This is a genomic window from Bosea sp. (in: a-proteobacteria) (assembly GCF_023953965.1).
Taxonomy (GTDB): Bacteria; Pseudomonadota; Alphaproteobacteria; order Rhizobiales; family Beijerinckiaceae; genus Allobosea.
Genome location: NZ_JAMLIX010000001.1, coordinates 1,937,998 through 1,964,807 on the forward strand (window position 1 = coordinate 1,937,998; position 26,810 = coordinate 1,964,807).

Sequence of the window (26,810 nt, forward strand, 5' to 3'; positions counted from 1 at the left end):
TCAGCCGACGATGTCGGGCGTGCGCCAGCCGAGATGCTGGCCGGCGTCGACGGCGATCATCTGGCCGGTCACCGAGCCGGCGCGGGCGAGATAGAGCACGGCCTCGGCGATCTCCTCGGGCGCGATCCTGCGCCCGAGCAGCGTGCCCGCGGCCTCCTGCGCCAGCCGGTCCGGCCCGTCATGGATGTTGGGCAGGGTCGGGCCGGGGCCGACGGCGTTGACGCGGATCTGCGGGGCCAGCGCCTGCGCCAGCGTCCGGGTCGCGGTGAGCAGGGCGGCCTTGGTCAGGGTGTAGGAGTAATATTGCGGCGTCAGCTTCCAGACCCGCTGGTCGACGATGTTGACGACGGCGCCCTTCGCCCCGGCTGGCAGGCGCTCAGCCATCGCCCCGATCAGCAGCGAGGGCGCGCGCAGGTTGATGGCGAACTGGCGCTCCCAGGCGTCGAGGTCGAGCGCGCGGACATCGTCGGCGACGAAGCTCGCGGCATTGTTGACCAGAAGCGTGACCGGCCCGAGCGCCTCCTCCGCGGCCGGGATGAGCCCTGCGACCGCCGCCGCATCGGCGAGATCGGCGCAGAGGAGGCAGGTCCGGGCGCCGGCCAGGGCGAGCGCGCGGGAGAGCGCCTCGGCGTCCGCGCGGCTGTCGTGGTGATGGATCGCCACGGCATAGCCGGCCTCCGCCAGCGCCGTGACGACGGCGCGCCCGATCCGCCGGGCGCCGCCCGTGACCAGCGCGACCTCAGTCATTGCCGGCCTCGCGCTGGGCGGCGCGCCGCTTCAGGCGGCGCTCCCAGTGCTTGGCGACACGCAGATAGCGGTAGAAGGCGTAGTTCATCGCGGTCATGAAGCCGTAGATGCCGCGCAGCGCATGGCGCCGCCCGATATAGGCCTTGAGGAAGTTGGCCGGAAACTCCGCCACCAGCCGGAAGACGGAGAGGGTGGCGCCGCGCTGGTCGAGATCGTCGGCCTGCGCGTCGCTATAGGCGTTGAGCTTGTCCATCTGCTCGCCCAGCGAGCGGACCGAGAAATGATGCACCGTTCCGCTGAGGCGCCCGATGCGGGCGTCGGGCGAAAGATCGACGCGGTCATGCACCGGCGAGGGGGAATAGCGGCCCTTGCTCCGGCGATAGAGCCGCACCGGCGCCAGCGCATAGGCGAAGCGATGCGGCGCGCCCTCGCCCGGGAAGATCTCGGCGATCCGCAGCTTGTAGGCGTCCTTCGGGGGCGGCCCGTCGGCGAAGAGCGCGGCGATCTCGCCGACGAGATCGGGCGGCACGACCTCGTCGGCATCGAGATTGAGCAGCCAGTCATGGCGGCATTCATCCTCGGCGAAGCGTTTCTGCCGGCCATAGCCCGGCCAGGCGTTGAAGACGACGCGGGCGCCGAGCGATTCGGCCAGCGCGGGGGTTGCGTCGGTCGAGCCGGAATCGACGACGACGATGTCGTCGCTCAGCCCGCGCACCGCCGCGATGGTCCGGCCGATCCGGTCCGCTTCGTCGCGGGCGATGATGAAAATCGAGAGAGGCGGCACGGTGTTCTAGGTTCCTGTTGCCCCAAGGCTTAAGCATGCTCGGGCCGGAGCGGCAAGGCGGACCGAAAAAAGCAATGATCGACCTTGGAACCTTGGGAAAGCTCCGGGCGTTGTATGTCGGGTCTCGCATCCGGATCGGCGTGTCGTCGCGTTGTTGTTAGTATTCGATTTACCATGACGGACCAACTTTCGTTGGTTAACTTGATTTTACCTATTTGAAGTCAGTTATCTCATTCGTGCCGCATTTCTGCCGTGGTCTGCAACGCAGATGTGTTTCCACTGCAACAGACAAAGCAGGATCCCGGTCTTATAAAGGGTCCATCGAAATCAACCGCCGGGCATTCTGGCGCCAGCGACGACTAAGGAGTTTGTTATGAAGAAGTATCTGCTTGCGAGCGTTGCCGCTCTCGGTCTCGTCGCTGCCGGCGCCGCCTCGGCCGCCGACCTGCCGTCGCGCAAGGGCCCCGTCGCCGCTCCGGTCTACATGCCGCCGGTGTTCACCTGGACCGGCTTCTACGTCGGTGCCAACGCCGGTTACGCCTGGGGCGACGTGAACGCCAGCAGCGTCTGGGCCGGCCCGGTCTGGCTCGGCAGCCTCGGCAATCTCGACGGCTTCACCGGTGGTGGCCAGATCGGCTACAACTACCAGATGGGCCAGTTCGTGCTCGGCGCCGAAGCCGACCTCCAGGGTGCCGACCTCTCGACCGGCAACAACCTGGGCGCCCTGCGCGTCAAGACCGAGTATTTCGGCACCGTCCGGGCTCGCGTCGGCGTCGCCTTCGACCGGTTCATGCCCTACATCACCGGTGGTTGGGCCTACGGCAACGTCAAGACCTCGATCCCGGGCCTGGCGCTCTCCTCGGATGCCAGCCACACCGGCGGCTGGACTGTCGGTGGCGGTCTCGAATATGCGATCACCAACAACATCATCGCCGGCGTCGAGTATCTCTACGTCGACCTGGGCGAGAAGAGCATCATGACCACCGGCGCCAAGACGGGCACCGAATTCTCGGTCGTCCGCGCTCGCCTCAACTACAAGTTCTGATCCTCTCCTCCCGGAGACAGAGCGGACCCGGCGGCCTCGGCCACCGGGTTTTTTATTGTCTCACATGCTGGCTGCGTCGAGACACGCCCCCGGATCATCGCGCGTCCTATCGGACGCGATCACGATGCTCTAGCTCTTGACGCGGGTCGCCTCGAAGGCCGGGACGCGGGCGGCGAAATCGTCGAGCCAGGCGACGAGACGGGGATAGTCGGCCCGCCAGGTCCCGGCGAAACGCAGGTCGAAATAGCCGATCGTGCAGGCGAGCGCGATCTCGCCGATGCGCGGACGATCCGGGAAGGCGGGCGGGGCGGCTTCGAGCGCCTCGAGCCCGCGCGTGACCTTTCCGGCCTGATGCGCCAGCCAGTCGGCGTTGCGGCCCTGCTCCGGTCGGAAGCGCGCCTCATAGATCTGGAGCAGCGCAGCATCGCTGATGCCGTCGGCCAGGGCCTGGAGCCGCAGCTGGGCGAAGCGCGCCTCGCCGGCCGGAATGAGCCTGCCGCCGCCGAGATGATCGAGATAATCGACGATGACGCGGGAATCGAACAGCGTCGTGCCGTCCTCCAGCACCAGCGTCGGGATCTTGCCGAGAGGGTTCTGGCGGCGCAGCGGCTCGGCGGGGTCGGTGGTGTCGGCGATGACGACCTCGATGCGATCCATCAGCCCCAGTTCGAGAGCGGCGATCTTGACCTTGCGGCCGAACGGCGAGGCGGGGGACGAGCGCAGGACGAGCATCGGCGGAATCCTTTGAGGCGGTGGCGTGGGACGAGGGATCAGCCGTCGGGGCGGATCGCCTCGCAGTGATAGCGCGGTCGCGGCCCCTGGGCGAGGCGTTCGGTCAGGGCCGGCAGCAGCGTTTGCGCCTCCTCGGCCAGGCGCCAGGGCGGATTGACGACGATGAGGCCGGTGGCGCTGAGCCCGCCGGCCGCCGCGGGGCGGTCGATATCGATCTCGAGGCGCAGGAGCCGGCCGATTCCGGCGTCGCTCACCGCCTCGATCAGCGCTTCGACCCCGCCGCGATCCTTGAGCGGATACCAGAGCGCATAGATCCCGGTCGGCCATTTGCGATGGGCGGCGACGAACTGGGCGGCGAGGGTGGCGAACTCGTCCTTCTCCTCGAAGGGCGGATCGATCAGGACGAGTCCCCGCCGTTCCTTCGGCGGGACATTGGCCCTCAGCGCCGTCCAGCCGTCGATGGCGAGCGGCTTGCAGCGCCGGTCGCGGCCGATCGCCTCGGCGAGCTTGCGCCAGGTCGGGGGATGCAGCTCGGCGGCGATCAGCCGGTCGCCCGGCCGCATCGCGTGGCGGCAGAGCCAGGGAGAGCCGGGATAGGCGCCTGGCCCGTAAAGCGCGCGCGCGCCAGCCAGCGCGGCGCGCCAGGGGGCGAGCAGCGCCTCGACGGCGGGAGAGAGAGGCGAGCGGTCGATCCGCGCCACGCCGTCCTTCCATTCATGCGTCCGCAGCGCCTCCTCCGAGCCCAGATCGTAGCGGCCGGCGCCGGCATGGGTATCGACGATGCGGTAAGGCGCGGGCTTGGCGTTGAGATGGCTGAGGATGCGCGTCAGCACCACATGCTTCAGCACATCGGCGAAGTTTCCGGCGTGGAAGCCGTGGCGGTAGTTCATGCCGCCGTTGGTAGAGCATGCGGCTTGCCTCCGGAAGCGGCAAAGACCCGGGTTCAGCGCGGCGAGACGACCGTGACCTCGGGCGCGCGGCAGCCGGCGCGGTCGACCTGCGGGCAGGAGCGGAAGGCGCGCAGGTCCCGCGTGAGGCAGATCCTGACCTCCTGAAGCACGCCGCGCTTGCAGGCGAGCGCCATCATGTCCGGGCGCAGGCCGGGATTGGCGGCGACGAAGGCGCGCTCGAGACCGAGCGGGGTCCAGCGCCGGTCGTGCCCGGCCTGGGTGAGCGCCGGCGGGATCGCGATCCTGTCGCGGGTGCGGCGGACGTCGCGGAAATACTCGGCCGGGCTCGATCCCGTGCAGGTGCCGTGCTTGCGCCACTGGTAGCGGGCGAGGCTCTCGGTCGGGAACAGGCCCCGCGCCTCATCCAGCGCGATGCGCGAGGGCGTTCGCCCGGCCGGGCCGCAATCGCTCGGATAGCCGCGCTCGTTCTGCGGCCAGAGGCCGTGCACCACGAAGCCGAGGCCGGGGCGCCCGTCGCATTGCGCGCTGTTGCGCGCGCGATCGCCGTCGAGCTCGCAGAAACCCGGCGACCAGGACAGCGCCAGCACGTAGAAATCGAAATCGCCGGGCGCGCCGCCGCGCGGGCCGAAGCCTTGCGCAAGGCCGGCCGCGGCGAAACCGAAGAGCGCCAGGAGCGCGAGCGCCAGCCGCTTCGTCATCGCGGTCCCTAACAGCCCCTAGGGTCGCGCCATCTTGCAATCGGGCGCGTAGGAGCGGTGCCGGTCGAGGCCGCTGACGCACCAGTTGACGTTCCAGGTCAGGCCGAAAAGGCCCAGATTCTCGCGCACGGAATAGTCGACGCGGCGCAGGCTGCCGTCGTTCAGCAGCATGCGGCCGCTGCAGAAGCGCCGCGGGATGAAGTCGGCGCCCCAGCTGCGGAAGCCGATCTGCGAGATGCGGTCATAGGACAAGGCCTGGAGCGGTCCCCAATAGGTCGCCTCGCGTGAATTGAACCAGCGCGTGAGCTCGCCCAGCACCGCGGGATCGTCGCAGACGGGCAGGTTGCCATACATCGGGAAATGGCGCTCCTCCGCCCGGTCGGCGGGATGGACGTAGCGCCCGTTCGCTGCGCCTGCGGCGGTGGCGGCGATGCCGGCGAGGAGAACAAGGGCGGTTCGCAGCAGGGCGCGGCGCATGGAATCAAGCCTCGTCTGGGAGGGCGGCGATGAGGCGCACGATGGCGGCGTCCGCGCCGAGGGTCAAGGCGGCAGGTCGTGGGAGGGCGGGGCGCGTCACGGTGCGCCGGCACCCGTCGCCTCGATCGCGGACGCCGCCGCGCCGGCCCGCCGCTCGAGGATGAGCAGAGCAAGCCCGGCCGTGACGATCAGCGCCGCCCCGGCCAGCATCGCCGGCGTCGGCCAGTCGCCGAAGACGAACCAGCCGAAGATCAGGGCCCAGACGAGCAGCGTGTATTGATAGGGCACGACGACCGAGGCTTCGGCCAGCTTGAGCGAGCGGGTGACGCAGATATGCGCGCCCATCGAGACGATGCCGAGCAGGCCGAGGAAGGCGGTATCGGCCAGGCTCGGCGTCACCCGGCCGAAGGGCAGGAGCGCGAGCCCCGTCAGCAGGGCGCCCAGCGACTGCCAGGTGACCAGCGTGATGTCGGGCGTGCCGCGCAAGTAGCGGTTGGCGATCATCATCGCGGCGAAGAGGAAGCTGCCGAGGAGCGCGATCAGGGCCGGCATGGACAGGCTCGCGCCGCTCGGGTTCAGCGCCACCGCCACGCCGGCGAAGCCGAGCGCGATGGCGAGCCAGCGCCGGGCATCGATGCGCTCGCCCAGCAGAAGCGCAGCCAGGATCGCCACCCAGACCGGTGCCGCGAGCCAGATCGTCATCGTGTCGGCGAGCGGCAGATAGCTCACGGCGAGATAGAAGAGAGCGACCTCGCTCGAGCAGAAGACGACGCGCAACAGCTGCAGGCCGGGGCGCTCTGGCCGAAAGGTCCGGCGCACGCCCTGCCTGAAGACGAAGGGCAGGATGACGGTGAGCGCCGCCAGGCTGCGCATCATCAGGAGCTGCCCGATCGAATAGGTGGCGAGCAGCCATTTGCCCATCACGTCGTTCAGGGAAAACAGCAGGATGCCGAGGAGCATCATGGCGATGCCGGCGAGCGGGGCGTTGCGGGAAGGCATGTCGGGCGAGGTTCCGAGGCTTGCGCGTTCACTGGCCGAATCCGGAGCCCGTGGCAATGCGCGCGGCTGCATGCCCGCCTTGCCCGGCGGCCGGGCTCTAAAGGCTCGCCGCCGCCCGCGCCGCCTGGTCGTACTGGCCGGAGAGCGAGCGCATCATGGCGGCGATCTCGGAGAGGCGGGCCGGATCGGCGCCGCTGGCGCGCACGGATCTGACCAGGAGCTGCTCGCGGATCAGGGCGTAGCGCCGGCAGGCCTCCTCGCCGGCCGGGGTGACCCTGATGGTCTTCTCCTTGCCCTTGCGGCCGCCCTCGATGAGCTTCAGCCGCTCGAGCTTCTTCAGCGAATAGTTCACCAGATGAGTGTCCTCGATGTTGAGGACGAGGCAGATATCGGCGAGCCGCTTCGCCTTGCCGCGGTGATTGACGTTGTGCAGCACGAGCACGTCGAGCGCCGACAGATCGGCGATGCCGGCCGCCGCCATGCAGCGGACCATCCAGCGCTGGAAGGCGTGCACCGTCATGCTCAGCGCGAATTCGAACTCCGACAGGGCCGGCATGGCTCCTGAGGCGAGATGGCCGGAGGAGACGATCGGGCCGAGGTCGTCGGGGGGAGGTGTCGGATCAGGCATTCTGTCGCTTGTCGAACATGCGCGGGAGCCCTCTCCCATAGGCAGAGGGCAGGGCGAAGGGAAGGCCGCTAGATCATCGCGCGTCCTACCGGACGCGGTAACGATGATCTATCTCGTTGTCGGAGCATCGGATTTTTCCGAAAAGTGGATTCCGCCTTTCGCATCCGACGCTCTAGCCGGGCGTGCGACGAACGGGTCGCTGCGGCGGTCAGTCCAGCGGTCTACGCCTCACCTCTCCCCCCGGTCCGGATGGCGCCTCACATCTTCTTATAGGCGTCGACGATCGCCTGGCCTTCGGCGCCGGCCTTCTTCAGCCAGTCGGCGGTCAGGGTCTCGCCGGCCTTCTTGAAGCCGGCCGCCAGCGCCGGCGAGGGCGCCTGCACCTTCATGCCCTTGGCCTTGAGCTGGTCGAGATACCAGCCGGATTTCTCCTGCCACATCTTCCAGCCGCGCTCCTCGGCCGCCGCGGCGGCCTTGAGGATGGCGTCCTGCGTCGCCTTGTCGAGGGCGTTGAAGGCCGCCTTGTTGACGAAGGTCGCGTCCTTCGGGATCCAGGCCTGGACGTCGTAGAAATGGCTCAGCGTTTCCCAGACCTTGGAATCGTAGCCCGTGCCGCCCGACGACATGAAGGAATTGACCACGCCGGTCGCCAGCGCCTGCGGCAGCTCGGCCGCCTGGATGGTGACGGCCTGCATGCCGAGCAGTTCGCCGAGCCGGGCGGTGCCGACATTGTAGGAGCGCCATTTCAGCCCCTTCATGTCCTCGATCGTATTGATGTCCTTCTTGGCGTAGACGCCCTGCGGCGCCCAGGGCACCATGAAGAGCAGCTTGAGGCCCTGCGCGTCGAGCTTCTTCTCGATGGCGGGCTTCGAGGCGGTGTAGAGCTTGCGCGCATCGGCGAAGGAGGTCGCCAGGAAGGGCACGACGTCGATGCCGAAGACCGGGTCCTCGTTCTCGTGGATCGACATCAGGATCTCGCCCATCTGGGTCTGGCCGGTGGCAACCGCGCGCTTGATCTCGGGCGCCTTGAACAGCGAGGCGTTCGGATGGACGGTGATCTGGAGCTTGCCGCCGGTCGCCGCGTCGACGTCCTTGGCGAAAAGCACGAGGTTTTCGCTGTGCGGGTTGTCGGCCGGATAGGCGGCTGGCAGGTTCCACTTGGTCTGCGCCGAGGCCGGCATGGCGAAGGCGAGCGCGCCGAGGCTCAGGGCGAAGGCGGCGCCGGTCAGATGTCTGCGGTCGATCATGTCATGTCCCTCTCTTCTTGCTTGTGGTGACGGGCCTGCCCTCAGTCCGGGAAGGCGAGCTTCGGCAGGTAAAGCACGATCTGCGGGAAGGTCGTGATGATGATGACGGCCACGTTCAGCAGGATGAAGAACGGAAACGCCGCCTTCGCGATCGTCATCGTGTCCTTGCCGCTCATGTTCTGCAACACGAACAGGTTGAAGCCGACCGGGGGTGTGATCTGCGCCATCTCGACATGGATGACGAGATAGACGCCGAACCAGACCAGGTCGAAGCCGGCCTCCTTGACCATCGGCAGGACGATGACGGCGGTCAGCACGATCATCGAGATGCCGTCCACGAAGCAGCCGAGGATGATGTACATCACCGTCATCGCCAGCACGAGCATGTGCGGCGACAGGTCCTGCCCCTTGACCCATTCGGCCAGCGCGGCGGGGATGCCGGTATAGCCCATCGCCGCCGTGCAGAAGGCGGCGCCGGCCAGGATCAGCATGATCATGCAGGTCAGGCGCGTCGCGCTCATCACGCTTTCGAAGAAGGTCGCCCAGCTCAGCGTGCCGCTCCACCAGGCCAGGATGAGCGCGCCGGTGACGCCCCAGGCGGCGCATTCGGTCGCCGTGGCGAAGCCCAGGATCAGGGCGAGGAACACCGCGGCGATCAGCAGCAGGCAAGGGGCGAGCTTCGTCGACTGCCTGACCTTTTCCATGAAGGCCATGCGTGGGTCGCGCGGCGGCGTCTTGTCCGGGTTGAGCAGTGACCAGACGATGACATAGCCCATATAGAGAGCCATCACGAGCAGGCCGGGCAGGAAGCCGCCGAGGAAGACCTGAAGCACCGAGACGTTGGCGGTGATGGCGTAGACCACCATTGGGATCGAGGGCGGGATCAGGAGGCCGAGCGTGCCTGAGCCCGCCAGCGTGCCGAGGCTCAGGCGCTCGTCATAGCCGCGCTTGGCGAGTTCCGGCAGCGAGATCTTGCCGATCGTCGCGACCGTCGCGGCGGAGGATCCCGAAACGGCGGCGAAGATGCCGCAACCGACGATATTGGTGTGAATCAGCCGGCCGGGAAGCCATTGCAGCCAGGGCGAGAGGCCCTGGAACATCTGGGCCGAAAGCCGCGTGCGGAACAGGATCTCGCCCATCCAGATGAACAGCGGCAGCGCCGCCAGCGTCCACGAGGCTGAAGCGCTCCACACGCTCGTGGCCAGCACCTGCCCGATCGGGACGTCGGTGACGATCAGCATGGCGAGCAGGCCGACGAGACCCAGGCCGACCGCGATCCACACGCCGCCGGCAAGGACGACGATGAGGAAGCCGAGCAGGACGATCGACAGGATGGGAAGGCTCATCGTCAGACGCCCCCGCCCTGCGCCACGCGCTCGATCAGCTCCTCGGTCGTCTTCGGCGGCTCGGGTTGGTAGGTCGGTCTGCCGCCATGCGCCACGATCAGCCATTCCTCGATCACGGCGACGAGCAGGATCGCGAGGCCGATGACCATGCCGAGCTGCGGGATCCAGAGCGGGATCGAGATCACTCCGGTCGACATGTCGAAGAAGCGCCAGGAATCATAGGCGAGGATGCCCGACTGCCAGGTGAAATAGGCGGTGAAGGCGCCCGCGATGGTGAGCGAGATCAGCTCGGCGATGCGGCGGGTGCGCCCGTGCAGGCGGTCCAGCAAAAGTCCGACACGGATCATCTCGCCGCGTTTGAAGGTGTGGGCGAGGCCGAGGAAGGACATGGCGACGAGCGACCAGCCGGTGAAGTCGTCGCCCGAGGGGACGTTGAAATCGATCTGGCGCCCGACAGACAGGATCATCATCAGGGCGAAGATCGCGACGAGGAAAAAGCCGGCGAGGTAGCCGGCCGAGAGATAGAGCGTGTCGAGCGTGCGCCGGATCATGGGGCGGGGCGCTCCGGTCGGACGAGAGCGCCTGCGCGCCCGATTGCCAGATTGGCTCGCATCGTCGCATCCTCCGCTTTCGCGCCGGCCCGGCCCCTCAAGCCATGTTCCGACGGAAACCGGGATGGTAGCCGGCGAAATGGCCTTGTCAATAACTCATCGACAATTTATCGATGAAACGTTAGTATTAGACTTGGCCAAGTGAATATACTGGGGAGAGCGTCTCATGGCGGCGGCCCGTTGGGATTTCTGGATCGACCGCGGCGGCACCTTCACCGATGTGATCGGGCGCGATTCCGTTGGCGGGCTGCACGCCAGGAAGCTGCTTTCCGAGAACCCCGGCGCCTATCGCGACGCAGCCGTGCAGGGCATCCGCGAGCTTCTGGGCCTGAAGCCGGGCGAGCCGATCCCGGCGGGCGCTGTCGGCGAGGTGCGCATGGGCACGACCGTCGCCACCAATGCGCTGCTCGAGCGCAAGGGCGACCGCACGCTGCTCGTCACCACCAGGGGTTTTCGCGATGCGCTGCGCATCGGCTACCAAGCGCGCCCCGACATCTTCGCCAGAGAGATCGTCATGCCCGAGCAGCTCTACGAAGAGGTTGTCGAGATCGAGGAGCGCGTGCTGGCCGACGGCACGGTCGAGTGCGTGCCCGACGAGGCGGCGATCCGCAGCGCCCTTCAGGCTGAGTACGATGCCGGCTTCCGCGCCGTCGCGATCGTCTTCATGCATGGCTACCGCTATCCGGCGCATGAGCAGGTCGCGGCGCGCGTCGCCCGCGCCATCGGCTTCCCGCAGGTCTCGGTCAGCCATGAGGTCTCAGCCCTGGTGAAGCTGGTCGGGCGCGGCGACACGACCGTCGTCGACGCCTATCTGTCGCCGATCCTGCGCCGCTATGTCAGCCAGGTTTCAGACGAGCTCGACGTCGCCCGCACCGGGGCTCGGCTGATGTTCATGATGTCCTCGGGCGGCTTGACCGCCGCCGAGCTGTTCCAGGGCAAGGATGCGATCCTCTCCGGTCCGGCCGGCGGCGTGGTCGGCCTCGCCGAGACCGGCCGCTCGGCCGGCTTCGGCCGGGTGATCGGCTTCGACATGGGCGGCACCTCGACCGATGTCGCCCATTTCGACGGCGAATACGAGCGCGCCTTCGAGACGGAGGTCGCCGGCGTGCGCATGCGCGCGCCGATGATGCTGATCCACACGGTCGCGGCCGGCGGCGGCTCGATCCTCCACTATGACGGCGCGCGTTTCCGCGTCGGCCCGGATTCGGCCGGCGCCAATCCGGGGCCGGCCGCCTATCGCCGCGGCGGGCCGCTGGCGCTGACGGACGCCAATGTCATGGTCGGCAAGCTGATTCCGTCCTGGTTCCCGGCGATCTTCGGCCCGAGGCAGGACGAGCCGCTCGATGTCGCGATCGTGCGCAACAAATTCGCCGTGCTCGCCGCCGAGGTCGGGGACGGGCGCAAGCCCGAGGAGGTCGCCGACGGCTTCATCCAGATCGCGGTCGCCAACATGGCCGAGGCGATCAAGAAGATCTCGGTGCAGCGCGGCTACGACATCACCCGCTACGCGCTGAACTCCTTCGGCGGCGCCGGCGGGCAGCATGCCTGCCTCGTGGCGGATGCGCTCGGCATCAGGACCGTGCTGCTGCACCCGTTCTCCGGCCTGCTCTCGGCCTATGGCATGGGCTTGGCCGAGATCCGCTCGACGCGCACCGCCGCGCTCGACGTAAGCCTCGACGGCGAGGCGAAGGCCGCGATCGAGGCGGTGGCGGCGAAGCTTGCCGCCGAGACGAGGGCGGAGGTCGCGGGGCAGGGCGTGGCCGAGGGCGAGATCGCGCTCCATATCCGCGCCCATATCCGCTATGCCGGCACCGACACCGCGATCGCGGTTCCAGCCGGGACGCGGGCCGTGATGCAGGAGGCTTTCCAGGCAGCGCACAAGGCGCGCTTCGGCTTCATGGACGAGACCAAGGCGCTGGTCGTCGAGGCGGTCGAGGTCGAGGCCGTCGGCGGTGGGGCGAAGTTCGAGGAGGCGGCCGCGCCCGAGCAGGCGGGCGAGCCGGCGGTCGCCGAGCGCACCCGCTTCTTCGCCAAGGGCCGGTGGCACGATGCGGCGATCGTGAGGCGCGAGGCGATGAAGCCCGGCCACAGCCTCGCCGGCCCCGCCATCATCATCGAGCCCAACCAGACCGTCGTGGTCGAGGAGGGCTGGAGCGCCAGGCTCACCGCCCGCGACCATCTCGTCCTCACCCGCGTCAAGGCGCTGGTGCAGCAGGCGGCGATCGGCACCAAAGCCGATCCGGTGATGCTCGAGATCTTCAACAACCTGTTCATGTCGATCGCCGAGCAGATGGGCGTGACGCTGCAGAACACCGCCTATTCGGTCAACATCAAGGAGCGGCTCGACTTCTCCTGCGCGGTCTTCGACCAGACCGGCGCGCTCGTCGCCAATGCTCCGCACATGCCGGTGCATCTGGGCTCGATGGACCGCTCGGTCGAGACGGTGATCGCCAACAACCCGGTGATCCGGCCGGGCGACGTCTATTGCCTCAACGCGCCCTATAACGGCGGCACGCATCTGCCCGACATCACGGTCTGCACCCCGGTCTTCGACGCGGACGAGAAGGCGATCCTGTTCTGGGTGGCCAGCCGCGGCCACCACGCCGATGTCGGCGGCACGGCGCCGGGCTCGATGTCGCCGCTGGCGACCAATATCGAGGAAGAGGGCGTCTATATCGACAATTTCAGAATCGTCGATCAGGGCCGCTTCTGCGAGGAGGAGCTGGTCAAGCTCCTGACCGGCGCGCGCTATCCCGTCCGCAACGTCGTGCAGAACGTCAACGACCTCAAGGCGCAGATCGCCGCCAACGAGAAGGGCGTGGCGGAGCTGAAGAAGATGATCGGCTCCTTCGGCCTCGAGGTGGTGCAGGCCTATATGGGCCATGTCCAGGACAATGCGGCCGAGAGCGTGGCGAGGCTGCTGACGCGGCTGCACGATTCCGAATTCACCTATCCGATGGACCAGGGCTGCGCGATTCGTGTGAAGATCACCATCGACCGCGAGAAGCGCGAGGCCACGGTCGACTTCACCGGCACCTCCGGGCAACGGCCTGACAACTTCAACGCTCCGGCCCCGGTGACGCGCGCCGCCGTGCTCTATGTCTTCCGCGTCATGGTCGATGACGCGATCCCGATGAACGCCGGCTGCCTCAGGCCGATCAGGATCGTCGTGCCGGAGGGCTCGATGCTCAGCCCCCGCTATCCGGCGGCGGTGGTGGCGGGCAATGTCGAGGTGTCGCAGGCGGTGACGAACACGCTGTTCGGCGCGCTCAAGGCGATGTCCTGCTCGCAGGGCACGATGAACAACCTGACCTTCGGCAACGACCGGTATCAGTATTACGAGACGATCTGCTCGGGCTCGCCGGCGGGGCCCGGCTTCGACGGCACGTCCGGCGTGCATGTCCACATGACCAATTCGCGCCTGACCGATCCGGAGATCCTGGAGGCGCGCTTCCCCGTCGTGCTGGAGGATTTCCACATCCGCGCCGGCTCGGGCGGCAGGGGCGAATGGACGGGCGGGGACGGCACCTCGCGCACCATCCGCTTCCGCGAGCGGATGGATTGCGCGATCCTCGCCTCGCACCGCCGGGTGCGCCCCTTCGGGGTCGATGGCGGGGAGCCCGGCGAACTCGGCCGGACGCTGGTGCGCAGGCTCTCCGGTGCGGTCGAGGAGCTGCAACCTTCCGACCAGACCCTGCTCGAAGCCGGCGAGGCGGTGACGGTGATCACGCCGACGCCGGGGGGATACGGCAAGGCGAAAGGCTGACGGCGGCTCAGCGGGAAAGCCCGTTCAGGAAGGCCGCCAGCCGGTCGAGCGCCTGCCGGCCTTCCGGCCGGTCGAGGTCGAACTGGAACTGATGCGGCAGCTTGGGCTCGAGATCGGGCGGGAAGAACAGCGTGTCGACCCTGACGCCGCGGTCGCCGAGCGCCTGCGCCATCACCACCGATTGCGGCGCCAGCGGATCGCCGTTGCCGACCGCGATGAAGCTCGGCGGGAAGGCCTCGGTGACGTAGCGCGGCACGGCGGCCTCGGTGATGTGCCGGCTGTCCAGCGGGTTCGCCGTGCCGAAATAGGCGAAGAGCACCGAGCGGACGAAGCTGCCGAACGGGCCGGTCAGCTCGATGGCGGTGACGTCGAAGACGCCGCCGAACAGCGCCGTGCCGCTCAAGGTTTCGGGCGCGACCGCCGGGGTCAGCCCGAGCAGCGCCGCATAATCCTTGCCGGTCAGGCCGGCAGCGAGCTGGGCGGCGATATGCGCGCCGGTCGAATCGCCGGCGAGCACGATGCGCCCCGGATCGAGGCCGAGGCGCTGGCCCTCGCGCCGCAGGAAGCCGAGCGCGGCGTTCGCCTGCAAGACGGGCGCCGGATAGCGGGCGTCCGGCGCGCGGGTATAGCCGATCGCGACCGCCGGGAAGCCGCGCCCGGCCAGGATCCTGAGATAGGGCGCGACATCCTGCCGGTCACCGGCGACGAAGGCCCCGCCATGGATCCAGACGATCGTCGGGCGCCCCGGCGCGACGGCGCCCGGCGGGAGATAGAGGTCGAGCTTTTCGTCCTGCCCGCTGCCATAGGCGATGTCGCGCTGCTCGCGGATGCCGGCGGGAACATGGGGGGCGAGCGCGGCCGTGGTCTGCGAGCCGACATAGCCGAGGGCGAGCCGCGTCAACAGGGTCGCGGGCCAGGGCGACAGCACGAAAGCGGCATAGCCCGCGAAGGCGAGGGCAAGGCAGATGAGGAGGATCCGGCGGGCGCGTCGTCTCATGGCGCGAGGCTAGGCCGGCGCGGGAGGTTGGGCAATCGGTGTCGTGCCGGACTTCGGCGTCATGCCGGGCTTGCCTTCGCGGGCCGACTCGGCCCTTCTGCGCCATGCCCTTTTCCTCGATCGTCCCGCGATGAGCTGGTCGCCCCAGCAGGATGCGGCCCTGACCGCCGTGGCGCGCTGGCTGCAGGCCGGCGAGCCGCAGCTCTTCCGCATGTTCGGCTATGCCGGCACCGGCAAGACCACGCTCGCGCGTCATATCGCGGAAGCGGTCGACGGCGATGTCGTCTTCGCCGCCTATACCGGCAAGGCCGCGCTGGTGCTGCGCAACAAGGGCTGCCATGGCGCGCAGACCATCCATTCGCTGATCTACCGCTCGCGCGGCGTCGAGGAGGAGAGCCCGGTCTTCGCGCTGAACCGCGACAGCGCCGCCGCCAAGGCCAAGCTCGTCATCATCGACGAATGCTCGATGGTCGACGAGGAGCTCGGGCGCGACCTGCTCTCCTTCGGCACGCCGGTGCTCGTCCTGGGCGATCCGGCGCAGTTGCCGCCCGTCAAGGGCGGCGGCTTCTTCACCGATGGGGAGCCGGACGTGATGCTGACCGAGGTCCACCGGCAGGCGGCTGACAATCCGATCGTGCGGATGTCGATGACGGTGCGCGAGGGCGGCGGGCTTGCGCTCGGCGATTATGGGCAGAGCCGGGTGATCCGGCGCGGCGAGATCAATCCCGAGATCGTCATGGGCGCCGATCAGGTGCTGGTCGGCATGAACAAGACGCGGCGCAACTACAATGCCCGCATCCGCCAGCTGATGGGCCGCACCGACGACCGGCCCGTCGCCGGCGAGAAGCTGGTCTGCCTGCGCAACGACAAGAGCAAGGGCCTGCTCAACGGCGGCTCCTGGATCGTGCAGGAGATCAAGACGTCGAAGAAGGGGCTCGTCACCATGCGCGTCACGCCGGAGGACGATGCCGGCGCCCGGGCGGTCAAGGTCTCGGTGATGCCGAACTTCTTCGACGGCACCGAGGACGAGATCCCCTGGGAGCTGCGCAAGCACACCGACGAATTCACCTTCGGCTATGCGCTGACCGTCCACAAGGCGCAGGGCTCGCAATGGGACGACGTCGTGCTGTTCGACGAGAGCTTCGCCTTCCGCGAGCATCGCGCGCGCTGGCTCTATACCGGGCTGACGCGCGCGGCTGAGACGATCACGGTGGTGGTGTAGGGCGGCCTGCCGTCCGTCACGCCCATTCGCGCTGCTTCAGCTTCTCCTCGAAGGCATCGATCTTCGTGCTCTTCTCCAGGGTCAGGCCGATGTCGTCGAGGCCGTTGAGGAGGCAGTGCTTGCGGAAGGGGTCCATCTCGAAATGGATCTCGCCGCCATCCGGGCCCTTGATCGTCTGGCTCTCGAGGTCGATCGTCAGCGTCGCGTTGGAGCCGCGCTCGGCGTCGTCGAACAGCATGTCGAGCTGCTGTGGCGTGACCTTGATCGGCAGGATGCCGTTCTTGAAGCAGTTGTTGTAGAAGATGTCGGCGAAGCTCGTCGAGATCACGCAGCGGATGCCGAAATCGAGCAGCGCCCAGGGGGCGTGCTCGCGCGAGGAGCCGCAGCCGAAATTGTCGCCGGCGACGAGGATCTGCGCCTTGCGGTAGCCCGGCTGGTTCAGGACGAAATCCGGGTTCTCCGAGCCGTCCTCCTTGTAGCGCATCTCCGAGAACAGGGCGGTGCCGAGCCCGGTGCGCTTGATCGTCTTCAGATACTGCTTGGGGATGATCATGTCGGTGTCGACATTGACCACCTTCAGCGGCGCGGGCGTCGAGGTGAGCGTGGTGAAGGGCTGCATGGTGGGTTCCTTGTTCTTTTCCTGTCGGGCCGGATTTCAGCCGGCCGCCTGTTCGATGGCTTCCATGTCCTCGTCGGAGAAGCCGAAATGGTGGCCGATCTCGTGGACCATGACATGGCTGACGATGGCGCCCAGGCTCTCGTCATGTTCGGCCCAGTAGTCGAGGATCGGCCGGCGGTAGAGATGGATGGTGTTGGGCATCTGGCCGGTCTGCGGGGCATAGCCCTGCTGGGGCAGGCCGACGCCGCTGAACAGGCCGAGCAGGTCGAAGGGGCTTTCCGCCTCCAGCTCCTTCAGCACGTCGTCCTCGGGGAACTCGGCGACGTTGAAGATCACATCGGCGCAGAGCGCGCGGAACTCCTCCGGCAGGCGGTCGAAAGCGGCCTGGGCGAGAACCTCGAACGCCTCCTGCGACGGCGCCTTCACGCCGTCCCAGTCGATCTCCCCGCGCTTCGCGACCCTGGCGTCCATGGTCTTGGCCCTCACCAGATCTTCAGCTGATGGCCGAGCCACCAGGCCAGCACGACGACGCCGATGAGCGAAAGCGCGCGGCCGATGCGCCGGCCCCAGAGCTCGATCCTGTCGCCCTCGGGTGCGTCGGCGCCCGAAAAATGCCCGGCCGCCCGGCCCATCGAGGAGCCGAGCAGGGTCTCGCTGTCGCGCCTGGCGCGGTCCAGCGCCGCCCTGGATTCGGCGGCGCGGGCGGCTTCGCGGGGGTCGTTCGACATGGCTCGCTCCCCGCCGCTCCGGTCAGCCCAGCGTGCGCACGTCGACGAAGCGGCCGGTCAGCGCGGCCGCAGCCGCCATCGCCGGCGAGACGAGGTGCGTCCGGCCGCGATAGCCCTGGCGGCCCTCGAAATTGCGGTTCGAGGTCGAGGCGGCGCGCTGGCCGGGCTTGAGCTGGTCGGGGTTCATGCCCAGGCACATCGAGCAGCCGGGCTCGCGCCATTCGAAGCCGGCGGCCAGGAAGATCTTGTCGAGCCCCTCGGCCTCCGCCTGCTGCTTCACCAGGCCGGAGCCCGGCACGATCATGGCGTAGTCGAGGCTGTCATGGATCTTCCTGCCCTCGACGATCTTGGCGACCGTGCGCAGGTCCTCGATGCGGCCATTGGTGCAGGAGCCGATCCAGATCACGTCGAGCGGGATCTCGGTCATCCTGGTGCCGGCGGTCAGCGCCATGTATTCCAGCGCGCGCTTCTTCGAGGCGCGCTTGACCTCGTCCTCGATCAGCTCGGGATCGGGCACCGCGCCCGTGACCGAGACGACGTCCTCCGGGCTCGTGCCCCAGGAGACGATCGGCGGGAGGTTGGCGGCATCGAGCCGGACGATCCGGTCGAAATGCGCGCCCTCGTCGGTGCGCAAAGTCTCCCAGTAGCGGACGGCGGCGTCCCAGGCGGCGCCCTGCGGCGCCTTGGGGCGGCCCTTCAGATAGGCGAAGGACTTTTCATCCGGCGCGACCATGCCGGCGCGCGCGCCGCCCTCGATCGACATGTTGCAGACCGTCATGCGGCCTTCCATCGAGAGCCCGCGGATGGCCTCGCCGGCATATTCGATCACCGAGCCGGTGCCGCCGGCGGTGCCGATCTCGCCGATGATGGCGAGCGTGATGTCCTTGGCGCCGACGCCGGGCGCGGGCGTGCCGTCCACCTGGACGAGCATGTTCATCGCCTTCTTCTGGATCAGCGTCTGGGTGGCGAGCACATGCTCGACCTCGGAGGTGCCGATGCCGTGGGCGAGCGCGCCGAAGGCGCCATGCGTCGAGGTGTGCGAGTCGCCGCAGACGATCGTGGTGCCGGGCAGGGTGAAGCCCTGCTCGGGGCCGACGATGTGGACGATGCCCTGGCGCTTGTCGAGCTCGTTGAAATACTCGACGCCGAAGTCCTTCGCGTTCTTCGCCAGCGCCTCGACCTGGATGCGGCTTTCCTCCTCGGCGATGCCCTTGCTGCGGTCGGTCGTCGGGATGTTGTGGTCGACGACGGCGAGCGTCTTCTCAGGCGCACGCACCTTGCGGCCGGTCATGCGCAGGCCCTCGAAGGCCTGCGGGCTCGTCACCTCATGGATGAGGTGGCGGTCGATATAGAGCAGGCAGGTGCCGTCCTCCTGCCGGTCGACGACGTGGTCGTCGAAGATCTTGTCGTAGAGGGTGCGCGGTCCGGTCATGGCTTGGGCCTTTGGTCTAACGGAAATCTGCTGGAAATCATGCATCGGCTCGCCGGCCGCGCGGAAGCGGCCGGTCTCAGGCGCGCTCGAGGCCCGCTGCGAGGGAGGCGACGAAGCGGCCGAAGAAGCGCCAGGGCAGCCGGGCATGGTCGTGCAGCGCGGCAAAATCCTGCGTCGTCGGCAGGGGTGGCAGATGGCCTTCCCACTGCACGGCGCAGAAGCGCTGCACATGATGCTCACACGGCGACATGGCTACTGTTTAGCAGTTCCAATCAAGCCGGACAATCGATGCCGGCGCAGGGCGGGCCGCTCGTCATCGCGCAACGAAAAACGCGGCCCCGGAGGACCGCGTTTCCCCAAATCCGGAAGCGCCGGGCGCGGCTTACTTGCCGGCGGCCTTGCCGCCCTTGGCGGGCTTGGCATCGACGCGCTCGGCGATGCGGGCCGACTTGCCGCGGCGATCGCGCAGGTAATACAGCTTGGCGCGGCGCACCTTGCCCTTGCGGACGACCTTGATCGAATCGAGGTTCGGCGAGAACAGCGGGAAGACGCGCTCGACGCCCTCGCCATAGGAAATCTTGCGGACGGTGAAGCTCTGGTTGAGGCCGCCGCCATTGCGGGCGATCACGACGCCCTCATAGGCCTGGACGCGGCTGCGCTCGCCTTCCTTGACCTTGACGTTGACCTGCACGGTGTCGCCCGGCTGGAAAGGGGGAATGGCCTTGCCTTCGCTCAGCCTGGCGATCTGCTCGGCGTCGAGCTCTTCGATGATGTTCATGGGTCTCTCCATGGCCGTGTTCGCGTGCGGGCACGCTGGCGTTACGGCGCGCTGTTTTCAGTTGAGAGCGCGGCCATACAGGAGCACGCGCCGTTTGTCGAGCGGCGCGGCCCACAAACCGCGATGAACCCCGGTCCCGCCGCGCCGCAGCCTCTATCCCATCACCTCGCGCTTCTTCAGCAATTCGTCGAGCAGGTCCTGCTGCTCGCCGAGCCGGGCCGCGAGCGATTCCTCCACGGCCGCGCCGGAGGCGCCGGTCGCCTGCTCCATCAGGTCGGCGATGTTGCGCCTGAGGAGGGCGATGCGTTCGTCCAGCTCCGTCTGCGAGGCGTTCTCCGGCATCGGCTGTCTCCCTGCGTTTGCGGGCGCTATGGCGGCCCGCTTCTAGAATGTCCGGCAGAGCCGCCGGGTTCCGCGCCAGCGGACGCGCGATGAGATCACAGGCCATGGGCCTCGCGCCAGCCGTTCCGGTCGCGACGGCTCGTCGCCCCGTGCCGACAAAGCCCTTGCGTCCGCCTCGGATCGGCGCGAACCTTCGCGCAACTGCCTCTCCGACGGCCGCCCGACCCTGTCGGGCCCGAGCGACCGCCGCCCATCCGGCGTGAGCGCGTTTTCCGTTCCCGCCGGCTTCCCGCCGCGCCGGAGCCGGGGCAGCCCCCTTCTCCTCCGTCGCGGCCAGCCCGAAGGAGGACGCCATGCCCGCATCGGCACAGAACGGAGGCACCCCAGCCGGCACCCGAGGCGCGGGGCCGCGGTGCATCGCGATCGTCGGCCCCTTCCAGAGCGGCAAGACCACGCTGCTCGAAAGCATCCTGATGCGCTGCGGCGCGCTCACCCGCGCCGGCACGGTCAAGGCCGGCAACACGGTCGGCGATGCGGCGCCCGAGGCGCGCGCCCACCAGATGAGCACCGAGCCCACGGTCGCGACGGTCGATTTCCTCGGCGACAGCTTCCATTTCATCGACTGCCCCGGCTCGGTCGAGTTCCTGCACGAGATGCGCCATGTCCTGCCGGCGGTCGACGCGGCGGTGGTCGTCTGCGAGGCGGACGACCGCAAGGCGCCGGCGCTCGAGCTCGTGCTGCGCGAGCTCGAGGAGGCGGATATCCCCCGCTTCCTCTTCCTCAACAAGATCGACACCGCCTCGCGCCGGGTGCGCGAGACGCTCGCCATCCTGCAGCGGGCCTCGCGCACGCCGCTCTTGCTGCGCCAGATCCCGATCTGGCAGAAGGGCATCGCGGTCGGCTTCATCGACCTCGCTCTGGAGCGGGCCTTCATCTACCGCGAGCATGCGCCGAGCGAGATCGTGCCGCTCGCCGTCGACGAGGCGGGGCGCGAGAAGGACGCCCGCTTTTCGATGCTGGAACAGCTCGCCGATTACGACGACGAGCTGATGGAGGAATTGCTCGGTGATATGGAGCCGCCGCGCGATCGTGTCTTCGACGATCTCGCGCGCGAATTGCAGCATCGCCATGTCGTGCCGGTGCTGATCGGCGCGGCCGAGCGCGGCAACGGCGTGACGCGGCTGCTCAAGGCGCTGCGCCACGAGGCGCCGGGCCTCGCCGAGACCCGCGGGCGGGCCGGCATCCCGGCCGACGGCCCGCCGCTCGCCCAGGTGATGAAGACCTGGCATTCGAGCCAGGGCGGCAAGCTTTCACTCGCCAGGGTGATGCGCGGGCGGCTGGCGGAGGGCGATGTCGTCACCTCCTCGGGCGGTGCGGAGGCGCGCATCGCCGGCGTCGTCGCCCTGAAGGGGGCCGAGCAGAGCCGCAAGCCTGCGGCGGAGGAGGGCGAGGTCGCCGGCTTCGCCAAGCTCGACGGCATCGCGACGGGCGAAGCCTTCGTGCTCGGCAAGGCGCGGGCCGGCCTCGTCAGCGCGGTCGCGCCGCCCGAGGCCGTCCACGCCTTCGCCATCGCGGTGAAGGACCGCAAGGACGATGTCAGGCTGGCGGCGGCGCTGCAGCGGCTCAGCGAGGAGGACACCGCGCTCAGCGTGAAGCAGGTGCCCGAGCTCGGCGAGACCAGGCTCTCGGGACAGGGCGAGATGCATCTGCGCGTCGCGCTCGAAAAGCTTTCCGGCCGCTACGGCGTGACGGTGACGCACAGGACGCCGCAGGTCGGCTATCGCGAGACGATCCGGGGCAAGGCCGGGGCGCGCGGCCGGCATCGCAAGCAGAGCGGCGGCCACGGGCAATATGGCGACGTGGTGATCGAGGTTCAGCCGCTGCCGCGCGGCGAGGGCATCCGCTTCGTCGACAGGATCGCGGGCGGCGTCGTTCCGCGCCAGTATATCGGCTCGGTCGAGGCCGGAATGCGCGATTTCTGCGAGAAGGGGCCGCTTGGCTTTCCGATCGTCGATGTCGAGGTCACGCTGACGGACGGCTCCTACCACACCGTCGATTCCTCCGACATGGCGTTCCGGCAGGCGGCGCGGCTGGCGATGGCGGAAGCGATGCCGCAGGCCAGGCCCGTGCTGCTCGAGCCGATCCTCTCCGTCGACGTGGTCATTCCCTCCGAGGCGATGTCGCGGGCCTCGGCCCTGATCTCGGGCCGGCGCGGGCAGATCCTCGGTTATGACACCCGCCCCGGCTGGCGCGGCTGGGACCAGATCAAGGCGCTGGTGCCGGAGGCCGAGATGACCGGGCTGATCGTCGAGCTGCGCTCGGCCACCTCCGGCGTCGGCTCGTTCAGCGCGCGCTTCGACCATCTGTCGGAGCTTTCCGGCAAGCCGGCCGAGGCGGTCGTCTCCGCCCAGGCGCTCGCCCTCGCGCAGGGGCGTTGATCCGGCGTTGATCCGGCGCCTCGTGCTCAGACCCCGCCGGGAGCGCTCTTCGGCTCCCGGTCCGGGCTTGCTTTCACGCGACACGGACCGTTTATGTGTCAACAATAACGGGCGCGACGGCGGCCGGCGCTTGCGCCGCCGGCCGCCGTTTCGCACTGTGCGATCATGACGGAGGAGACCATGACGGCGACCGGCGGCACCGAGGCCAGGAACGCTGCGCGTCCGTGGCTCGCGCATTATCCGCCGGCCGTTCCGCCGGAGATCGACGAGACGAGCGTCGGGACCCTGGCGGACCTGATCGGCTTCGCCTGCTCGACCTATGCCGAGCGCCCGGCCTTCGAGAGCTTCGGCAAGGCGATCACCTTCGCCGAGACGCGCCGCGCGTCGGAGGCCTTCGCCGGCTGGCTGCAGGCGAAAGGACTGAAGAAAGGCGACCGCGTCGCCCTGATGATGCCGAACGTCCTGGCCTATCCGGCGGCGCTGTTCGGGGCGCTCATGGGCGGTTTCACCGTCGTCAACGTCAACCCGCTCTACACGGCGCGCGAGCTGACCCACCAGATCAACGATGCCGGGGCACGGGTGCTCGTGGTGCTCGAAAACTTCGCCCATGTCGTCGAGGAGGCGAAGCCGAACCTGAAGCTCGGGACCGTCGTCATCGCAACGGCCGGCGACCTGATGGGCTTCAAGGGTCGAATCGTCAATTTCGTCGCCCGCCGGATCAAGAAGGTGGTGAAGCCGTTCGACTTGCCGGGCTCCGTGAGCTTCCAGCAGATCCTGTGGGACGGTGCCGCCATGGCGCCGGTTACGATCGCACCGGAGGATATCGCCTTCCTGCAATATACCGGGGGCACGACCGGCGTCGCCAAGGGCGCCATGCTGACGCACCACAACGTCGCCGCCAATGTCAGGCAGACCGGCTTCTGGCTCGAATGGGTGCTGGAGCCGCCGATGGGCCAGAGCGGCTACCAGCATGTGCTGGTGACGGCGCTGCCGCTCTATCACATCTTCGCGCTGACCTGCTGCTGCCTGTTCCTGCTGCGCATCGGGGCCAAGAGCCTGCTGATCGCCAATCCGCGCGACATCCCGGGCTTCGTCAAGACGCTGAAGTCGAGCCGCTTCACGCTCTTCTCCGGCGTCAACACGCTCTACAACGCGCTCGCCAACCATCCCGGCATCGGCGAGGTGGATTTCTCCGAGCTGCGCTTCGCGGTCTCCGGGGGCATGGCGACGCAGGCTGCCGTCGCCAAGCAGTGGAAGGCGGTGACCGGCTGCCCGATCATCGAGGGCTACGGGCTCTCGGAAACCTCTCCCGTCGCCACGATCAACCGGCCCGACATCACCGAATTCACCGGCACGATCGGCTATCCGATGCCCTCGACGGACATCGCGATCCGCGACGCGGAGGGCAACGACATGCCGCTCGGCGAGCCCGGCGAGATCTGCATCCGCGGGCCGCAGGTGATGGCGGGCTACTGGAACCGCCCGGACGAGACCGCCAGGGCGATGACGGCCGACGGCTATTTCCGCAGCGGCGATATCGGCCTGATGCTGCCCGACGGGCAGGTCAAGGTCGTCGACCGGATGAAGGACATGGTGCTGGTCTCCGGCTTCAACGTCTATCCCAACGAGGTCGAGGACGTGCTCGCCGCCCATCCCGGCGTGCTGGAGGCGGCGGTGATCGGCCTGCCCGACGAGCATTCGGGCGAGGCGGTGACCGCCTTCGTCGTACGCAAGGACGACACCCTGACGGCGGATGCGCTGCGCGCCTACTGCAAGGAGAACCTGACGGGCTACAAGGTGCCCAGGCAGATCTTCTTCCGCCAGAGCCTGCCGAAGACCAATGTCGGCAAGGTGCTGCGGCGGGTGCTGCGCGAGGAGGCCGCCGCCGGGCGTTGAAGCGCTTTCCGAGCGGGCCGGATCGCCCCTCGCAATGACGAAAGCGGTAGCTTTGAACCTTTTGCCGGGCTGCGGCGTCTAAGGGACGGGTCTGCCGTTCCGGGCATGGCTCTGCCGCCTCGGCCACTCCTCCTCCCATCAGTGGCCGGGGCGGCCCCTCCTTTTCCGGCGGATGTGCTCAGGCCGCGAGCAGGGCCTTGCCGTCCGCGGCATGGCCGGTCACCGGGACGATCTCGCCCGCCGCGACATCGCGGGCGAAGCGGACCAGCGTGAAATCCTCGGCCCGGCCGGTGTTGCCGCGCTCGGTCAGGACGCTGAGGCGCCGGCCGATGCGCTCTGTGAGATGCCGCGCCTGCGCCGCGCCCGCCACGGCGCGCAGCCGCGCGGCCCGCTCGGCGACGATCTCGCCCGGCAGTTGCGGCATCCGGGCGGCCGGCGTGCCGGGGCGCGCCGAATAGGGGAAGACGTGGACGAAGCTCAGGCCGCACTCCGCGACGAGGTCGAGCGAGCGGGAAAACATCGCCTCGTCCTCGGTCGGGAAGCCGGCGATGAGATCGGCGCCGAAGACGATGTCGGGGCGTAAAGCCCGGATTCCGGTGCAGAAGCGGATGGCGTCGGCGCGGGCGTGGCGGCGCTTCATGCGCTTCAGGATCAGGTCGTCGCCGGCCTGGAGCGACAGGTGCAGATGCGGCATCAGCCGCACTTCCGTCGCGATGAGGTCGCGCAAGCTCTCGTCGACCTCGACGGCGTCGATCGAGGAGAGGCGCAGGCGCGGCAGCTCGGGCAGGGCGGAAAGGATCGCGCGGGCGAGCCCGCCCAGCGTCGGCTCGCCGGTGAGGTCCCGGCCGTAGCTGGTGAGGTCGACGCCGGTCAGCACGATCTCGCGGATGCCGGCTCCGAGCAGGGCGCGGCATTGCGCGACGACGTCGGCGATGGCGAGCGAGCGGGAATTGCCGCGCCCGAAGGGGATGACGCAGAAGGTGCAGCGTTGGTCGCAGCCGTTCTGGACCTGGACGAAGCCGCGCGTATGGCCGGCGAGGCGGCCGGTCGGCGCCGGGCGCATGGTCGACCGGGCCATGATGTCGCCGACGTCGAGCTTGTCCGCGGCCGCGGCATCGGCGTGGCCCAGGCTGTTGGAGCGGGCGAGCGCCGCCCAGCTCTCGGACTTAAGCTTCTCGTCGTTGCCCAGCACGCGGCCGACCTCCGGCATGGCGGCGAAGCGGGCGGTCTCGATCTGCGCGGCGCAGCCGGTGATGATGACCGGTCGTCCGGGCTCCTCGCGCTTGAGGCGTCGCACGGCCTGCCGCGCCTGCCGCGTCGCCTCGGCGGTGACGGCGCAGGAATTGACGATCGCCGCGTGCTTCAAGCCCGCGGCCTCGGCCCTGAGCCGCAGCGCCTCGCTCTCCACGCTATTGAGGCGGCAGCCGAAGGTGACGACCTCCAGCGTCATCGGGCGGCGGGCTCGAACAAGGCCGGGGCGAGCCTGCCGTCCCATTCGAACGCGACCGGGCCGGTCATCAGGACATGGCCGTCGCGCTCGCGCCATTCGATGGAAAGGTCGCCGCCCGGCAGGCTGACGGTCGCCTTGCGGGCGGAAAGCCCGCGCCGGACGGCGGCGACCAGCGCCGCGCAGGCGCCCGAGCCGCAGGCCTGGGTGATACCGGCGCCGCGCTCCCAGACGCGAAGCACGATATGGTCCGGTGCCTTGACGGCGGCGAGCTCGATATTGGCGCGTTCGGGGAAGATCGGGTGGTTTTCCAGGAGCGGGCCGATCTGCGCGAGATTAAAGGCATAAGGGTCTTCGACGAAGAAGACCGCGTGGGGATTGCCCATGCTGACGGCGCAGGGCGTGTGCAGGACGGGTGAGTCGATCGGCCCGATCTGGAGCTCGAAGCGGCTGGTGTCCTCGAAGGGCTCGGCCAGCGGGATCTCGTCCCAGGCGAGGCGCGGCGCGCCCATGTCGACGGTGAAGACGGTCTCGTCCTCGCGGAAGGTCGGCAGCAGCCCGGCCCCGGTCTGGAGAGTGAGGCGGGTCTTTCCCGCCTCGCCCATCCCCGGGTCGGCGGTCATCGCCCAGGCGACGCAGCGCGTGCCGTTGCCGCAGGCGCCGGCTTCCGAGCCGTCGGTGTTGTAGATGCGGACGAAGGCGTCGGTGCCGGGGGTCACCGCATCGTGCAGCACCATGAGCTGGTCGAAGCGGGCGCTGGGCTCGGCGGCGATGGCGCGGGCTTCCGATCCGCTGACGACATGCTTCGTGCCGCGCAGGTCGAGCACCGTGATCTGGTTGCCGAGCCCGTTCATCTTCAGGAACCGGCGATTGGCCAGAGCGTTCATTTGGTCACACGTCCCATCAATAACGGGTCTATG

The 26,810-nt window shown here is 68.6% G+C and carries 26 protein-coding genes; 5 read left to right on the forward strand and 21 right to left on the reverse strand.

What is annotated here, in order from left to right; genetic code table 11:
• Together M9917_RS08910 and M9917_RS08915 are read right to left on the reverse strand one after the other, a co-directional pair.
• Positions 1-747 carry an SDR family oxidoreductase gene (locus tag M9917_RS08910; protein ID WP_297252847.1) on the reverse strand — a complete coding sequence of 249 codons (747 nt, stop codon included), beginning with the start codon at positions 745-747 and terminating at the stop codon, positions 1-3.
• Positions 740-1,531, reverse strand: coding sequence for a glycosyltransferase family 2 protein (locus tag M9917_RS08915; RefSeq protein WP_297252849.1), 792 nt, complete (start codon positions 1,529-1,531; stop codon positions 740-742). Before M9917_RS08915 ends, M9917_RS08910 begins: the two co-directional genes overlap by 8 nt.
• A 373-nt stretch (positions 1,532-1,904) precedes the next feature.
• On the opposite strand from M9917_RS08915, the gene M9917_RS08920 reads away from it, so the two are divergent.
• On the forward strand, positions 1,905-2,576 hold the full coding sequence (locus tag M9917_RS08920) for an outer membrane protein (protein WP_297252851.1): 672 nt from the start codon (positions 1,905-1,907) through the stop codon (positions 2,574-2,576).
• Between the two features lie 129 nt (positions 2,577-2,705).
• Here the strand turns inward: M9917_RS08920 and M9917_RS08925 are convergent, their stop codons facing one another.
• From M9917_RS08925 to M9917_RS08965, 9 genes are all read right to left on the reverse strand, one after another.
• Positions 2,706-3,308 carry a glutathione S-transferase family protein gene (locus tag M9917_RS08925; protein ID WP_297252853.1) on the reverse strand — a complete coding sequence of 201 codons (603 nt, stop codon included), beginning with the start codon at positions 3,306-3,308 and terminating at the stop codon, positions 2,706-2,708.
• Positions 3,309-3,346: 38 nt separating this feature from the next.
• A complete protein-coding gene (locus M9917_RS08930) occupies positions 3,347-4,198 on the reverse strand; it encodes a 23S rRNA (adenine(2030)-N(6))-methyltransferase RlmJ (protein ID WP_297252855.1) in 852 nt (283 codons plus the stop codon).
• A gap of 53 nt (positions 4,199-4,251) precedes the next feature.
• The gene (locus M9917_RS08935; protein WP_297252857.1) at positions 4,252-4,917 is read right to left on the reverse strand and encodes a ribonuclease T2 family protein; all 666 of its coding nucleotides are present in this window, start codon (positions 4,915-4,917) and stop codon (positions 4,252-4,254) included.
• A gap of 18 nt (positions 4,918-4,935) precedes the next feature.
• Positions 4,936-5,394, reverse strand: coding sequence for a hypothetical protein (locus M9917_RS08940; protein WP_297252859.1), 459 nt, complete (start codon positions 5,392-5,394; stop codon positions 4,936-4,938).
• Between the two features lie 96 nt (positions 5,395-5,490).
• On the reverse strand, positions 5,491-6,393 hold the full coding sequence (locus M9917_RS08945; protein ID WP_297252860.1) for a DMT family transporter: 903 nt from the start codon (positions 6,391-6,393) through the stop codon (positions 5,491-5,493).
• Between the two features lie 97 nt (positions 6,394-6,490).
• Positions 6,491-7,021, reverse strand: a complete 531-nt coding sequence (locus M9917_RS08950; RefSeq protein ID WP_297252862.1) for a winged helix DNA-binding protein — start codon at positions 7,019-7,021, stop codon at positions 6,491-6,493.
• Between the two features lie 257 nt (positions 7,022-7,278).
• Positions 7,279-8,268, reverse strand: a complete 990-nt coding sequence (locus M9917_RS08955; RefSeq protein WP_465246344.1) for a TRAP transporter substrate-binding protein — start codon at positions 8,266-8,268, stop codon at positions 7,279-7,281.
• 41 nt (positions 8,269-8,309) lie between these two features.
• The gene (locus M9917_RS08960) at positions 8,310-9,614 is read right to left on the reverse strand and encodes a TRAP transporter large permease (protein ID WP_297252864.1); all 1,305 of its coding nucleotides are present in this window, start codon (positions 9,612-9,614) and stop codon (positions 8,310-8,312) included.
• Positions 9,615-9,616: 2 nt separating this feature from the next.
• Positions 9,617-10,165, reverse strand: coding sequence for a TRAP transporter small permease (locus tag M9917_RS08965; protein ID WP_297252866.1), 549 nt, complete (start codon positions 10,163-10,165; stop codon positions 9,617-9,619).
• Between the two features lie 226 nt (positions 10,166-10,391).
• On the opposite strand from M9917_RS08965, the gene M9917_RS08970 reads away from it, so the two are divergent.
• Positions 10,392-13,991, forward strand: a complete 3,600-nt coding sequence (locus tag M9917_RS08970) for a hydantoinase B/oxoprolinase family protein (RefSeq protein WP_297252868.1) — start codon at positions 10,392-10,394, stop codon at positions 13,989-13,991.
• Positions 13,992-13,998: 7 nt separating this feature from the next.
• Here the strand turns inward: M9917_RS08970 and M9917_RS08975 are convergent, their stop codons facing one another.
• The gene (locus M9917_RS08975; RefSeq protein ID WP_297252869.1) at positions 13,999-14,988 is read right to left on the reverse strand and encodes an alpha/beta hydrolase; all 990 of its coding nucleotides are present in this window, start codon (positions 14,986-14,988) and stop codon (positions 13,999-14,001) included.
• 130 nt (positions 14,989-15,118) lie between these two features.
• On the opposite strand from M9917_RS08975, the gene M9917_RS08980 reads away from it, so the two are divergent.
• On the forward strand, positions 15,119-16,210 hold the full coding sequence (locus M9917_RS08980; protein WP_297252871.1) for an ATP-dependent DNA helicase: 1,092 nt from the start codon (positions 15,119-15,121) through the stop codon (positions 16,208-16,210).
• Between the two features lie 16 nt (positions 16,211-16,226).
• Here M9917_RS08980 and leuD read toward each other — a convergent pair whose 3' ends face one another.
• The 7 genes from leuD to M9917_RS09015 all read right to left on the reverse strand — a co-directional run bounded on the left by leuD (position 16,227) and on the right by M9917_RS09015 (position 20,109).
• Positions 16,227-16,829, reverse strand: a complete 603-nt coding sequence (gene leuD, locus M9917_RS08985) for a 3-isopropylmalate dehydratase small subunit (RefSeq protein WP_297252873.1) — start codon at positions 16,827-16,829, stop codon at positions 16,227-16,229.
• A gap of 36 nt (positions 16,830-16,865) precedes the next feature.
• Entirely contained in the window at positions 16,866-17,300 is a 435-nt protein-coding gene (locus tag M9917_RS08990; RefSeq protein ID WP_297254802.1) for a metallopeptidase family protein, read from the reverse strand.
• A gap of 11 nt (positions 17,301-17,311) precedes the next feature.
• On the reverse strand, positions 17,312-17,557 hold the full coding sequence (locus tag M9917_RS08995) for a hypothetical protein (protein WP_297252875.1): 246 nt from the start codon (positions 17,555-17,557) through the stop codon (positions 17,312-17,314).
• A 22-nt stretch (positions 17,558-17,579) separates the two neighbouring features.
• Complete coding sequence (gene leuC, locus M9917_RS09000) at positions 17,580-18,989, reverse strand: 3-isopropylmalate dehydratase large subunit (RefSeq protein WP_297252877.1); 1,410 nt, start codon at positions 18,987-18,989, stop codon at positions 17,580-17,582.
• A gap of 76 nt (positions 18,990-19,065) precedes the next feature.
• Positions 19,066-19,218, reverse strand: a complete 153-nt coding sequence (locus tag M9917_RS09005; RefSeq protein WP_297252879.1) for a hypothetical protein — start codon at positions 19,216-19,218, stop codon at positions 19,066-19,068.
• A 153-nt stretch (positions 19,219-19,371) separates the two neighbouring features.
• The gene (gene rplS, locus M9917_RS09010) at positions 19,372-19,767 is read right to left on the reverse strand and encodes a 50S ribosomal protein L19 (RefSeq protein WP_297252881.1); all 396 of its coding nucleotides are present in this window, start codon (positions 19,765-19,767) and stop codon (positions 19,372-19,374) included.
• A gap of 153 nt (positions 19,768-19,920) precedes the next feature.
• Complete coding sequence (locus M9917_RS09015) at positions 19,921-20,109, reverse strand: hypothetical protein (protein ID WP_297252883.1); 189 nt, start codon at positions 20,107-20,109, stop codon at positions 19,921-19,923.
• A 353-nt stretch (positions 20,110-20,462) separates the two neighbouring features.
• On the opposite strand from M9917_RS09015, the gene M9917_RS09020 reads away from it, so the two are divergent.
• Both M9917_RS09020 and M9917_RS09025 read left to right on the forward strand, forming a co-directional pair.
• Positions 20,463-22,547 carry an elongation factor G gene (locus M9917_RS09020; protein WP_297252885.1) on the forward strand — a complete coding sequence of 695 codons (2,085 nt, stop codon included), beginning with the start codon at positions 20,463-20,465 and terminating at the stop codon, positions 22,545-22,547.
• Positions 22,548-22,727: 180 nt separating this feature from the next.
• Complete coding sequence (locus tag M9917_RS09025; RefSeq protein ID WP_297252887.1) at positions 22,728-24,443, forward strand: AMP-binding protein; 1,716 nt, start codon at positions 22,728-22,730, stop codon at positions 24,441-24,443.
• A gap of 178 nt (positions 24,444-24,621) precedes the next feature.
• On the opposite strand, the gene mtaB is transcribed toward M9917_RS09025, so the two are convergent.
• Positions 24,622-25,893, reverse strand: a complete 1,272-nt coding sequence (gene mtaB / locus M9917_RS09030) for a tRNA (N(6)-L-threonylcarbamoyladenosine(37)-C(2))-methylthiotransferase MtaB (protein WP_297252889.1) — start codon at positions 25,891-25,893, stop codon at positions 24,622-24,624.
• Complete coding sequence (gene dapF, locus M9917_RS09035) at positions 25,890-26,777, reverse strand: diaminopimelate epimerase (protein WP_297252891.1); 888 nt, start codon at positions 26,775-26,777, stop codon at positions 25,890-25,892. Before dapF ends, mtaB begins: the two co-directional genes overlap by 4 nt.
• Positions 26,778-26,810: the final 33 nt, after the last annotated feature.